General features: G+C 46.3%; 13 protein-coding genes and 1 pseudogene. 12 read left to right on the top strand and 2 right to left on the bottom strand.

What is annotated here, in order from left to right:
- The 5 genes and pseudogenes from ABUA47_RS16350 to ABUA47_RS16330 form a co-directional block, all read left to right on the top strand.
- Positions 1-626: pseudogene (locus tag ABUA47_RS16350) on the top strand (SusC/RagA family protein); the annotation flags it as partial.
- Positions 627-641: 15 nt separating this feature from the next.
- Positions 642-2,432, top strand: a complete 1,791-nt coding sequence (locus tag ABUA47_RS16345) for a RagB/SusD family nutrient uptake outer membrane protein (protein WP_117588504.1) — start codon at positions 642-644, stop codon at positions 2,430-2,432.
- 27 nt (positions 2,433-2,459) lie between these two features.
- Positions 2,460-3,395 (top strand): hypothetical protein, encoded by a 936-nt coding sequence (locus tag ABUA47_RS16340; RefSeq protein ID WP_016274291.1) that lies wholly within the window; start codon positions 2,460-2,462, stop codon positions 3,393-3,395.
- Positions 3,396-3,407: 12 nt separating this feature from the next.
- The gene (locus ABUA47_RS16335; RefSeq protein ID WP_016274290.1) at positions 3,408-4,535 is read left to right on the top strand and encodes a glycosyl hydrolase family 18 protein; all 1,128 of its coding nucleotides are present in this window, start codon (positions 3,408-3,410) and stop codon (positions 4,533-4,535) included.
- 176 nt (positions 4,536-4,711) lie between these two features.
- The gene (locus tag ABUA47_RS16330) at positions 4,712-5,992 is read left to right on the top strand and encodes a hypothetical protein (protein WP_035448856.1); all 1,281 of its coding nucleotides are present in this window, start codon (positions 4,712-4,714) and stop codon (positions 5,990-5,992) included.
- An 80-nt stretch (positions 5,993-6,072) separates the two neighbouring features.
- Here ABUA47_RS16330 and ABUA47_RS16325 read toward each other — a convergent pair whose 3' ends face one another.
- On the bottom strand, positions 6,073-7,398 hold the full coding sequence (locus ABUA47_RS16325; RefSeq protein ID WP_349824464.1) for a hypothetical protein: 1,326 nt from the start codon (positions 7,396-7,398) through the stop codon (positions 6,073-6,075).
- Between the two features lie 234 nt (positions 7,399-7,632).
- Between ABUA47_RS16325 and ABUA47_RS16320 the strand changes: the two genes are divergently transcribed.
- From ABUA47_RS16320 to ABUA47_RS16290, 7 genes are all read left to right on the top strand, one after another.
- Positions 7,633-8,634, top strand: coding sequence for a 2-hydroxyacid dehydrogenase (locus ABUA47_RS16320; protein ID WP_035448859.1), 1,002 nt, complete (start codon positions 7,633-7,635; stop codon positions 8,632-8,634).
- 99 nt (positions 8,635-8,733) lie between these two features.
- Positions 8,734-9,438, top strand: coding sequence for a pirin family protein (locus tag ABUA47_RS16315; protein ID WP_005832454.1), 705 nt, complete (start codon positions 8,734-8,736; stop codon positions 9,436-9,438).
- Between the two features lie 82 nt (positions 9,439-9,520).
- Positions 9,521-10,255: an MBL fold metallo-hydrolase gene (locus ABUA47_RS16310; RefSeq protein ID WP_117945564.1), complete on the top strand. Its 735-nt coding sequence runs from the start codon at positions 9,521-9,523 to the stop codon at positions 10,253-10,255.
- Positions 10,256-10,294: 39 nt separating this feature from the next.
- Positions 10,295-11,440 carry a DUF4468 domain-containing protein gene (locus ABUA47_RS16305; RefSeq protein WP_035448863.1) on the top strand — a complete coding sequence of 382 codons (1,146 nt, stop codon included), beginning with the start codon at positions 10,295-10,297 and terminating at the stop codon, positions 11,438-11,440.
- 49 nt (positions 11,441-11,489) lie between these two features.
- On the top strand, positions 11,490-11,867 hold the full coding sequence (locus ABUA47_RS16300; protein WP_005832456.1) for a VOC family protein: 378 nt from the start codon (positions 11,490-11,492) through the stop codon (positions 11,865-11,867).
- Positions 11,868-11,896: 29 nt separating this feature from the next.
- The gene (locus tag ABUA47_RS16295; RefSeq protein ID WP_008664928.1) at positions 11,897-12,082 is read left to right on the top strand and encodes a hypothetical protein; all 186 of its coding nucleotides are present in this window, start codon (positions 11,897-11,899) and stop codon (positions 12,080-12,082) included.
- A complete protein-coding gene (locus ABUA47_RS16290) occupies positions 12,079-12,816 on the top strand; it encodes a class I SAM-dependent methyltransferase (protein WP_035448866.1) in 738 nt (245 codons plus the stop codon). The genes ABUA47_RS16295 and ABUA47_RS16290 overlap by 4 nt, the downstream gene beginning before the upstream one ends.
- Positions 12,817-12,890: 74 nt before the next feature.
- Here the strand turns inward: ABUA47_RS16290 and ABUA47_RS16285 are convergent.
- On the bottom strand, positions 12,891-13,307 hold a 417-nt coding region (locus ABUA47_RS16285), incomplete at its 5' end, for a TlpA disulfide reductase family protein (protein WP_349831766.1).

Below are 13,307 nucleotides of genomic sequence, written 5' to 3'. Positions count from 1 at the left end.
AACAGATAGACAACTACAAAGGTCCGAAACTGAACGGCGACAAGACACAGCCGGGTGACGTAATCTGGGCAGACACCGACAATAGCGGTACGCTCGATGCCAATGACCGTACTATGATAGGTAACCCGAATCCCGACCTGACAATGGGACTTTCCCTGAATGCCAGCTGGAAGGCCATTGACTTCTCAATCACTACTTACGGCGCATTCGGCCAGCAGATTCTGAAGTGTTATCGTGACTTCTCCTCCTCACCCTTGAATAACTATACAGCAGAGATATTCCAACGCTGGCACGGCGAAGGTACGTCCAACAAGTTCCCGAGACTGTCCAGCGCTTCCAGCTCCAACTGGAACAGAGTATCAGACATTTACATCGAAGATGGAGACTATCTCAAGATAAAGAACATCACTGTGGGATTCGACTTCAAGAAAGCATTCAAGAAGTTACCGGTACAACAGCTGCGCCTGTATCTGACCGCACAGAACCTCTTTACCTTCACCGGCTATTCCGGTATGGACCCGGAAATCGGTTACGGTGGCGACGATTATGGTTGGGCATCAGGCATCGACCTGGGCTACTACCCCAGTGCACGTACCTATATGATAGGCTTAAATGTAAAATTCTAATTAACCGAAGAAATTATGAAAAAGATATTATTCATAGCATCAGCAATACTGATTCTTCTTTCAGGATGCGAAAACTTCCTCGATTCGGAACTTTTGACCGAAAAGACAACCGCCAACTTCCCGGAGACAGAAAAGGATGCCCAAGAGATGGTGACGGCCATATACGCCCATCTGTTGTTTGAAAGTCCTGAAACCTCTTCCCAGTATTACATTGCCCAGTTGGCAGGTGACGACTGTCTGGGAGGCAACCTCTCCTACTCCAACAACTGTGCCACCAACTTCCTTATGTACAGTGGCAATCTGAATACATTTGCCGGTATCTGGGACCGTTGCTACACCCTTATCAACCGTGCCAACAATGCCATCAACACAATGGAGAATGTGAAATCATGGTCCAGCGAGAGCGAACGTAACCGACTTTTCGGTGAGTCCTACTTCCTACGTGCCATGGCTTATTATGAGCTGGCACAAGTCTTTGGCGGAGTTCCTTTACGCACCACACTGGAAAGTACCAACCTGCCGCGTGCATCCGTAGACGAAATCTACACCCAGATTGCAGCCGACTTGAAAAACGCTATCGAAATGATGCCGGCAAAGATTTATCCGAAAGGCTCAGACATGACCGGACACGCTACAAAATATGCTGCCGAAGCCATGATGGCACGTGTATTCCTTTTCTATACCGGACGCTACGAAAAAAACGAGCTCCCCAACGGAACTACCAAAGAGGAGGTCATCTCTTGGATAGATGACTGTGTAAACAACTCCGGTCATAAACTGGTGTCCGACCAACGCAACATCTGGGCCTACACCAACGATGCTACCGAAGACAATACCGGAGGGTTCCGTTACCAATACGTTATCAACCATAACCTGAAATGGGAAGGAAACAGTTCCGACGAAACTTTATTCGCCAACAAGCATAACCTGAAATCCGACTGGACCTATACCTGGTTCTCCAACACATGCGCGCAATTCTATTCACCGTCTGCCGACAACTATTCCAACAAAGACAGTTATCCCTTCGGCACCGGTTGGGGAGCTGGCCCTGTATCTCCGGCTATGGTCAACGAATGGAAAGACTGGGCCGCCAAGCAGACCTATACGGACGGTTACAAGGAGGATCCCCGTCTGACCGGTTCCATATGGTCGTACAAAGCACTTGATCCGAATGTTGCCGGCAATGTACTGATGGACTGCACCATGGACGAGGGTGAACCGGAATATACCGTATCCTATCGTTACTATGAACAAACCGGCTATTTCCAGAAAAAATACATCAATATCAATTCCTACAATGAAGGCAAAATCGAACCTTTCGGCAAGCAGATGTTCCCCGGAATATCTTCGCAGACATCCCAACAGCTACTCCAAATAGCCGACTTGATTCATATCCGTTTTGCCGACGTCCTGCTCATGCAGTCCGAGCTGAAACAAGACGCTACGGGTCTGAACAAGGTACGTGCCCGCTCCCACTTGGCTCCGGTGGCCTACTCCCTGGAAGCCATCAAGCAGGAACGCCGCTGGGAACTTGCATTCGAGTCCATCCGCTGGTGGGATATCCTTCGCTGGTCGGGTCCTTCGCTTGAGGAAGCCGGTGACATACTCAACAAACAGACCGGGTTCAATATAATAAATGCCGCTACGGTGGTACCGATGGTAAAATTCGACTATAAGAAACGCCTACAAGCAACCCAAGGCTACTGGCCCATTCCGCAAGACGAAATCGACATCTCCAATGGAGTCCTTGAGCAGAATCCAGGCTGGGATGCATCTGCCCAGTTCTCGGATTGGAACAATATGTAAGAGTATTAACCTATAAATAAAGACAATATGAAAGTAACAAAAATATTGATAGCAATGCTTGCTTCAGCCTTCATCGTTACTGCATGCGATCCTATCGAAGACGAAGACTTGCGAGACAAATATGTGACTGATGCCGGTACACCCATAACCAAAGAGGCATTACAAGCCGCCATATCCATTACCCAACCCTTCCCCAACCAAGACGGAGTAGTGGAAGGCGACCAGTATATAGCCCTGAAAAACTCCCGCCCGGACATTGGCGGTTCATGGCACATAGAATGGGGGGGCGAAGGAAGTAAACAAAGTAAGACTCTGGTCACGGACAACGCTACGGTCATCATGGAGTCCAATGCGGACTATTCCATCTACTATATGGGCATTTCCGCCAATCAGATTATCAAGACAGATCCGGTTGTAGTGACTGTGACCAATGTATTCGACGATTGGTCCACTTACTTCACCGGTGCAACCGACAAGAGTGACAAATCTGCCAAGAAGACCTGGAAATTCCGTGAAGTCAGCTGGGGTTCCGTCTGCAATATGGGGGCTCATGGAGGCTGGAAATATACCAGTGCAGGCTATACTCCCGAATCAAATTTTGCCTGGTGGGCCAATGTCACTGCCGCCGAAGCGGGAGACCAGTCCATGGTATTCGAATTCGACGGAAACAAGATGAAAACCTATGATGCCAGCGGAAACCTGAAGGCAGAAGGTACTTTCTCCTTCACACACGAAAAACCGGAAGACGGAGTACTGGGTGAACTGATAACAAGTATCCCCACCATCGGAGGAAATTATGACGACAACGGACAAAGCGTAGGCAGCAACAAATTTTGGCTGCTGACACTGGATGAGAACTATATCACAATCTATCATCCCGGCAAGTATAGCGGTGGTGTGGATTGGGACGACAGCGGCTGGTATGCTTATTTCAAGACTGAAGCAGAAACCGATTCTGAATAATATGCACTCTCTATGAAAAGGAAACTGCTATTTATAATAGCTACTGTCTTTCTAGTAGCCGCATGTCACAATGACGACTACATGCCCGGACTGCCAGCTCCGGGAAATGAAGACAACGAGACCGAAATGGCCGAGCAGGTTGCAGGCCGGGTTGCATTGGGCTACGTCACTTATTATGGCACATCCATACCCGATGCCAAATACCTGACCCACATAAACTACGCTTTTGCAGAATTATATGTTAAAAACGGAATTTATGAAAAGTTTGGCCTGCAAGGTGATAAATCCCGTTTTGATAAGGTAAAGAAAATAAAGAGCCAGTATCCACATGTGAAGATATTACTCTCTTTTACCAATAGCGTTTCCAATACTGACAATTCCCAGGACGGAGGTTTCTCCGCCCTGGCGAAGAGTCCGGAAATGCGCAAGCAATTCGCACAAGACTGCAAAGCCTTTGTTTCGAGTGAGGGCATAGACGGTATTGACATTGACTGGGAATTTCCCGGTATGACCTTCGGCAGCAATGCCTATGACGAGTTGGTAGATGTGGAAAACTTCACCCTATTGATGAAAGACCTGCGTGCAGCGTTGGGGCAGTCCACCCTATTGACCTATGCAGGTTATTGCATGGACAAGCGTCCCCAAGGCGAAGGCTATAAATATATTGATGTAAAGGCCGTAGACCCGTATGTAGATTTCGTCAATATCATGGCCTATGATCTGGTTGATGCCCCCCAGCATCAATCAGCATTGAACAAGCCAAGTAATTACTGGGACTGCCAGCGTTCCGTAGACGAATACCTGAATGCAGGGGTATCTGCCGACAAATTAGTGTTGGGAATTCCGTTCTACGGAAGAGCCGATTTCAATGCCGGCGGCAGCATCAATTATCGGGATATTCTCAACCTGAGTAAGGATGACGGCTATGTCATCGAAAATTGGGATACAGAAGGCAATGTCCCCTATGTCACCAAAAACGGCAGTTTCTACTGTGGTTACGACAATCCCCGCAGTATTGCCGCAAAAGGTGAATGGATATTAAAAAATGGCATGAAAGGCATGATGTTCTGGGATTATGAAGGTGACGACACCATGGGAACCCTACGCAAAGCGCTATGGAATGCCGTCATGAAAAAATAAGTAACTTAACACACATTCTCAGGAGGTTATTCCGGAAATTAGGGTAAGGGTAATTTTGCATATGATCTTCATTCAAGGCAAGAATACTGACGGAATAACCTCCTTTCCTCCTCCAAGACTACAAAACCTTTTTTCATTTAAGTTGTTGAAAGCACATTCATCAAAACCTAACTTAAATGAAAACAATCTTAAAAACAATGTTTCTGTTGTGCGTAGCCGGACTTCCCTTGTCCACTATCCATGCACAAAAAAAAGAGATCATCGATGACGAAGCCCCCAACGGCATTGTCATAGTTACTATCGACAAAGCGGGCGACGAGATTATCCGCATCATGAATGAGTCACAATTGCCTTACATCCATGACCCGAAAGCTCCCCGCTTCCTATTGATGGACAAACAAGGCAAATTCGCCCTGGGTATCGGAGGGTATGTCCGTGCCACCGGCGAGTATGATTTTGGAGGTATTGTGGATGATATTGACTTTGTTCCTGCCAACATTCCAAGCAGTAGTAAAATCAAAAATCAATTTCAAATGGATGCCAGTACGGCCACTATCTTTCTGAAATTAGTCGGACACACCCGGCTATTGGGTGACTTCACAGTCTATACAGCCGGAAATTTCCGAGGAGGAAACAAAACATTCCAGCTACGGAATGCTTATATGTCATTCCGAAATATAACGGTGGGATATACTTACGGCGGTTTCATGGACTTAGGCGCCCTCCCCTCCACCATTGACTTCCAGGGGCCCAACGGTGCCACGTTCTACCGCGCTACACAATTGTCATATACTTATAAGGGGCTGAAAGACTTTCGTTTCCAAGCTTCCATCGAGGCGCCTGCCGTTGACGGCACAACAAGCAGCCAATTCGAAATTGCCCAGCAACGCATGCCGGACTTCACAGCTTCGGCACAATACAGTTGGAACAGCAGCAGTCATCTGCGTGTAGGAGGTATCATCCGCAGCATGACATATACCAGCACGGAAAGGGACAAGGCTTCCAGCGTCACCGGATACGGTGTACAAGCCTCAACGACCTTTAACCTCGGTAAAAAATGGCAGGCATTCGGACAAATCAACTATGGTAAAGGTATCGGGCAATACCTGAATGACATCAGTAATCTGAACGTCGATATTGTCCCCAATCCCGAAAAGGAAGGCAAAATGCAGGCATTGCCCATGCTGGGCTGGTATGCAGGTCTACAATATAACATTTCTCCAAAGGTATTCCTTTCAAGCACTTACAGCATGTCCCGCCTTTACTCTGAAGACGGTTATCCCAACGACCTGCCAAGTACCTACCGCTACGGACAGTATTTCGTAGCCAACGTATTCTGGAACGTAACCCCGAACATGCAGGTAGGCGCTGAATATCTGCGTGGCTGGCGCACCAACTTCGACAATTCCACCAACCATGCCAACCGTATGAACCTGCTTGTACAGTATTCTTTCTAATCCAATATAAAATAAGAAAGAAGCCGCCTCAAATCGATATTTGAGACGGCTTCTTAATATATAAAGGTAGGATTGTGAAATCAGAACTTATAGTCAACACCAAGACCAAACACTTTATTAGTACGGCTATAAACATTCTTGGTGGTTTCACTTATCTTCTTTGTATAATCATCATAGTTTGTCCAAAAATAGGCTATATTCATAGTCAAATGCTTTGTCATTTTGATGGCAGCACCAAACCCCAGTGAATAAGAGTCACATGAAAAACTTATATCACTCTGAAAATCATCAGCCAAGCCATAATCTGTACGCTGATAACCACCACTGATGGTCAGCTGTTTAGCTATATCCCATTCTGCACCAATCAAAATTTCATGTGTGCCATGCTTCAACGCTTTCTGCTTATCATTGGCCATCCCTGCCGCTTTATCAAAAAAATGGTGATATTCCAGCGTTGCACGAAGCGTAGGAAAGAATTCATAACCAACAGCTGCAGTCAATAATGCAGGGATATCACTCGGAGTATTCACACCATCCTTATAGTCAGCCAAAGGATTCCCTTCATCTCCCATAGCAGTTCCCATTGCACGCACTTCAGCTTTTTTGGTTTTATTTTCGAGATTAAGACTTGTCATAAACTCGTACTTCAACCCAATATTCCATTTGCCCAACTTCACATCAGCTCCCAAGATAGGGGTCAATCCCCAGCCGGTCTGGTCGCAGTCTAAATCGATACCAACCAATTCCATGCCACCATAAGTAGGAATATTACTGTGTGCTGTTGCAGTCAGAAATCCTTCATACCCACCGGTAAAATAATTCATACGTCCACCGGCAAACACACCTAACCAATCATTAACTTGATACGACAACCCCAATTGCACACCATAAATAAACTGGCTTCCATCCATTGCACTATTGATAGAATACATATTGGGAGTGATTTGACCACCCGAAATAGTATGGATTTGTCCCATCACCATTGAATCGAACATACCCAAACCATCATCAAACGATGCCTTACCGCCACCACCTACAACAGCAAAGCTACCGGAAATAGTCCAGTCTCCTTTTTTATATGCACCTTGAAAACTAGGAATGAAAGGAGCAGAAGCTTTTCCTTTATAATAACGTGTATTCCCATCTTCAATAAACAAGGGAAATGTCGCTTTTATGTTACGGGTCTGATAAGCACTTTGTCCATTCAAAGACAAATAGAGACCATCTTCCGGCAAAAAGGCCAAACCGGCCGGATTAGAATAGACACCGTCAATATCAATGGAAGCACCACGCGCTAACATTCTAAGAAAAGATACATGCTGATTTGTATTTGTCAGGATACCACCCGCAAAAGTTGGAATTGAAACGATTAACATCGCAATGCTAATCAACGAAATTTTTCTCATCTAAATCTTTTTTAATTGTTTTCGGGCGCAAAGGTACAATAATATTGCACATAAAAAATAGTTTTGTGCATAAAGTTATCCTAATATAAGACTTTAATTGAAATACCAAATAGTTTCTAATGAAACAAATGGAAATAATTATCATTTTATGAATCCTTCCGGCCACTGAACCATATCAACTTTCCACTTGTTATCTCCCTATAATTATGTAACATTTAAAAAACAACAAATCTCATGGCATACACTATCGCATTTTTTGGCAGCAAACCTTATGATGAAGCATCTTTCAACGAAAAAAACAAGGTATATGGTTTTGAGCTCCGCTACTATAAAGGGCATCTTAACAAGCACAACGTTATTTTAACCCAAGGAGTAGATGCAGTCTGTATTTTCGTGAACGACACTGCCGATGCCGAAGTTATCCGTCTGATGGCAGACAACGGCGTGAAATTATTGGCATTGCGCTGCGCCGGCTACAACAATGTAGATTTAAAGGCAGCTGCCGACTGTGGCATTACCGTAGTGCGTGTCCCTGCTTACTCCCCTTATGCCGTAGCAGAATATACCGTTGCCTTGATGTTATCCCTCAACCGTAAAATTCCACGCGCCACCTGGCGGACACGGGATGGAAACTTCTCGCTGCACGGACTTCTGGGTTTCGATATGTACGGAAAGACAGCGGGCATCATCGGCACGGGAAAAATAGCCAAGAAACTGATATGTATCCTGCGTGGATTCGGCATGAATATTCTTGCCTACGATCTCTATCCCGACTATAATTTCGCCCGTGAACATCAAGTAGTATATACCAGCCTGGATGAGCTATATCACAATTCGGATATCATCTCCCTGCACTGCCCGCTGACTGAGCAGACCAAATATCTCATCAACGACTATTCCATCAGTAAAATGAAGGACGGAGTAATGATTATCAATACCGGACGTGGACAACTCATCCATACCAACGCCCTGATTGAAGGACTAAAAAACAAGAAAATCGGCTCTGCCGGCCTGGATGTGTACGAAGAGGAAAGCGAATACTTCTATGAAGACCAATCGGACAAAATCATTGATGACGATACCCTGGCGCGGCTACTGTCCTTCAATAATGTCATCGTCACTTCGCACCAGGCCTTTTTCACACGCGAGGCACTGGCAAACATTGCTTCGACAACCTTGCAGAACATCAAAGATTTTATGAACCATAAGCCACTGGAGAACGAGGTCAAGGCATAGTCCCCACTCATTTATAAATTCTTAGACATCGGTTTTTAAACTTTATAGCTTTCCAAAGCGTTACTAGTACATAAACCATTTTAAGAAAAGGAATAAATTATGAAAAAAGTTATAGACAAATCAGACAGCAGAGGTCATTCCCTATATGATTGGCTTGACAGCCACCACACCTTCAGTTTCGACGAGTATTACAATCCCCGCCGGATGAATTTCGGCGCCTTGCGTGTACTGAACGACGACCGTGTGGCTCCGGGAAAGGGCTTCGGCACACATCCTCATAAAAATATGGAAATCATCTCCATTCCCCTGAAAGGGAAACTGAAACATGGGGACAATCATCAGAACAGCCGCATCATCATTCCGGGAGATATACAAACCATGAGCGCCGGCACCGGCATCTACCACAGCGAAATGAACGGCAGTGACACTGAAGCGGTAGAATTCTTGCAAATCTGGGTGATGCCCGAAAAGCTGAACACACCACCCGCATACCAGGACTTCGACGTACGTCCACTCCTGCGCAAAAATGAAATGGCACTAATAGTATCCCCTGACGGCGATGCTCCTGCCAGACTGCTACAACAGACCTGGTTCTCTATCGGTGAAATAGAAGCCGGAAAGAAGATTGACTACCACATGCACCAATCGCATTCCGGTGTATACATCTTCGTAATGGAAGGTGAAGTCAAAGTGGACGGCACAATACTCTCACGCCGTGACGGAATGGGAGTATACGAAACCGGCAGTTTTGAGCTGGAAACACTGAAAGACTCTCACATTCTCTTCATAGAAGTACCGATGTAGCGTGCTTTTGCATAAAATAACAGCTTAAACCGGAAGTTTGTGTAGCGTTTTTTGTAATATTGCGCTATAATTCAATCCGTAAATGAAACTTGATTACATCTACCATAGCGGCTTCGCGATTGAAGCGGACGGAGTGACGGTCATTATCGATTACTATAAAGATTCCTCGGAAGAGGTTTTCAATAAAGGTATCGTGCACGACAATCTCTTGGAAAAGCCGGGCGTACTCTACGTACTATGCTCGCATTTCCATCCCGACCACTTCAATCGCGAAGTTCTTTCATGGAAAAAACAGCGGCCCGACATCCGCTACATATTCTCCAAAGACATCCTGAAGCACCGCCGCGCCTCAGCGGAAGATGCCACCTATATCAATAAGGGCGACACCTACGAAGACGAACATATCCGTATCCAAGCCTTCGGTTCCACCGATGTGGGTATCTCCTTCCTGATAGACCTGCAGGACAGGCGACTGTTCCATGCCGGTGACCTAAACAACTGGCACTGGAGCGAGGAATCTACTCCGCAGGAAATACGCAAGGCCGAAGGTGACTTTCTGGCCGAAGTGAGAGAGCTGCAGCAAACTGCACCTGCCGTAGATGTAGCCATGTTTCCGGTGGACAGCCGTATCGGAAAAGATTATATGCGTGGAGCAGAACAATTCGTGGAACGAATAAAAATCACTATATTTGTACCGATGCACTTCAGCGAAGATTATCAGGGAGGCAACGCCTTCCGGCAGTTTGCCGAGAGCAAGGGATGCCATTTCCTAAGCATCGCACACCGTGGTGAAAGTTTCGAACTCCCCAACTTGTAGCCCGTAACTCGTAAATTAATAATTAAAACACATACTATTATGAAAAATTTGACACAACTTCTTTTTACACTGTTTTGCCTGTGTCTGCCGGCCATGCTGCAGGCGCAGGATAGGGACGACAGTAAATATCTGGCTGGTGCCGTTCCCGAGGTGGACGGTAAAGTGGTATTCACCAAAGAATTCAGCATCCCCGGCATGTCTCAGGATGAAATCTACGAACGTCTGCTCGGCTGGATGGATGCCCGTCTGAAAGAGAATGAAAATACCAGCCGTGTAGTATTCTCAGACAAAGAGAAAGGACAAATTGTAGGTATCGGGGATGAATGGATTGTATTCAGTTCTACGGCTCTGTCATTAGACCGTACCAAAATCCTTTACCAGCTGACTGTGACCTGCCAACCCGAAAAGAGCGTGCTCGAAGTAGAAAAGATACGGTTTAACTACCGCGAAGGAAAAGAAAAATATACCGCCGAGGAGTGGATTGTAGACAAGTATGCCTTGAACAAGGCGAAGACCAAACTGGTACGCGGACTTGCCAAGTGGCGCAGAAAAACCGTAGACTTCGTTGATGACCTTTGCCTGGGAGCAGCAGAAGCATTGAGCGCCACCACTGCCAAAGCTCCGGTAGAAGAAAAGAAGGAAGAAAAGAAAGAGGTGAAAGCTGTCGTCAATTCCGGTCCGACGGTAATCACCCCGAAGAAACAAGTTACCGTGGAACCTGCCCAGGCTGCTGAAAAGGCATCCGAAGGCATCGTGAAAGATGCCCAAGTCATCGAAGTGCCCCAAGTCAAGAAACCTGCCGCACTGGTTCCTGCCCAAAAGAGCCAGCAGCAAGAATACAAGACCATAGCCCCCGAGCAATTGTCAGCCGATGCCATCCAGACCGGAGCAGGCAAATTGGTTATCGTCATCGGCCAAGAGCCTTTCAACATGACCATGATGACAGCAAACTCCGGAGGTTCTTTGGGCAAAGTCAACGGCAAACCAGTTGTATTCAGCATACTGTCGCCCGACCAACCGTATGAACAAATGGAAAAAGCAGAAAGCTATACCATCCGTTTCTATCCTACGGGACAGACAGAGCCTACGGTCATTCTGGAATGTAAGAAGCTGCCTTCACCGGCAACGATGGAAGGTATGCCACGCACGTATGTAGGCGAAATTCTGAAAGCAATGGTCAAATGACCGCACACGCAGACTGCAAATTGTAAATAATCAAATCAGGAATAAACAAATGGAAATAAAAAGTAAATTCGACCATTTTAATATCAATGTCACCAACCTGGAACGTAGCATCGCATTCTACGAAAAGGCACTGGGGCTGAAAGAACATCATAGGAAAGAGTCGTCCGACGGCTCTTTCACTTTGGTCTATCTGACCGACGGCAGTACCGGCTTTCTGCTGGAACTGACCTGCTTGAAGGAGCACCCACAAGCCTACGAATTAGGAGAGAACGAGAGTCACCTCTGCTTCCGCGTATCCGGCAATTACGACGCCATACGCCAATACCATAAGGAAAACGGATGGGTATGCTTCGAAAACACTGCAATGGGACTGTACTTTATCAATGACCCGGATGACTATTGGATTGAGGTACTGCCGGAGAAATGATATTTTACATCACTAAAACAACGAAATATATGAGTATAGAAGAAGCGATGATGGGTGGTATTGTCTTCAAAGGCAAAAAGGACAAACCTAAAGAAGAAAACAAGATAAAGACCAAAGCCAAGAAGAAAACCTACATTACCGGGCAACACGGTTCCGCCTCAGCCAAAATGAAAGCAGAAATCCGCCGCAAACGCGCTAACAGACATAAGAAATGATAAATACAGCCTTATTGCCTGCCGACAAGGACCCGATGGGCGCAGCCATAGCCGATTACTTCAAACGGCATAAAGCCGACCGCCTACGCGTGTTCTCTTCACAATTCGATGAGGACGAAATTCCCGTCGAAGAGCTATTCCGCACAGAAAAGCAAATGCCCTTGCTGGAGCGTACTGCTCTGCAAATGGCAACCGGAAGGATTTTGGATGTGGGTGCCGGCAGCGGTTGCCATAGCCTTACCCTGCAAGAAGCCGGAAAAGAGGTCCATGCCATCGACATTTCCCCGCTTTCCGTGGAAGTGATGAAGCAGCGAGGTGTGCGTAGCGTGTCACAAACCAATCTGTTCAATGAACAGTTTGCCGATGAATACGACACTATCCTAATGCTGATGAACGGTTCCGGCATTATCGGAAAATTGGAGAATCTGCCTGATTTTTTCCGGAAGATGAAGCTGCTGCTCCGGCCTGGAGGCTGTGTTTTAATGGATTCCAGCAACCTGAGCTATCTGTTCGAAGAGGAAGATGGCAGTATTGTTATCAACCTTGCCGGTGATTACTACGGAGAGGTAGACTTCCAGATGCAATACAAGAATGTCAAAGGCGACTCCTTTGACTGGCTCTATATCGACTTTCAGACCCTGAGCATCTATGCTGCCGAAAACGGCTTCAAAGCAGAGCTGGTGAAAGAGGGTACACATTATGACTATCTTGCCAAACTATCCCGACAAGCATAAAAGTGAAGTGCCCCCTAAAAGTTTTTGTCTAACTTTTAGGGGGCACTTCCTTTTTTATATCTTGCCTATTCCTACTATTCAGAAAGCATTCCGTCAATCTCCTTCACCAAAGAAGCAAATTCTTCAGGGTTATACAAACGTGTCAGCTTCACAATACGCCCTTCCTTATCAATCAGGACATTGCGTGTGATACCTGCCTTGCGGAGCGCATACTTCGCAAATATATCCGCTCCCGGGTCCAGACCCAAAGGATAGGTCACTCCGGTTGACTTACCAAAAGCAATCACTTTCTCCAACGGCTCGTCACGGTCGATGCCAATCAGCATAAAATCCGGATTCGACTTATGCTTCAGCCATATATCCTTCTCAATGAAAGGCATCTCCTTACGGCACACTCCACACCAGCTTGCGGTAAACTGCAACATGACCACCTTCCCAAGAAGTTCCGAAAGGGTAATGCTTTTCCCATCCGTCAGCTTCACTGTAAAATC

The sequence above is a fragment of the Bacteroides sp. RTP31139st1_H2_RTP31139_211217 genome, assembly GCF_040227615.1.
In the GTDB taxonomy this organism is placed as follows: Bacteria; Bacteroidota; Bacteroidia; order Bacteroidales; family Bacteroidaceae; genus Bacteroides; species Bacteroides uniformis.
Note: the sequence above shows the minus strand (reverse complement) of the source record. Positions and strands in the feature narration are given on the sequence as shown.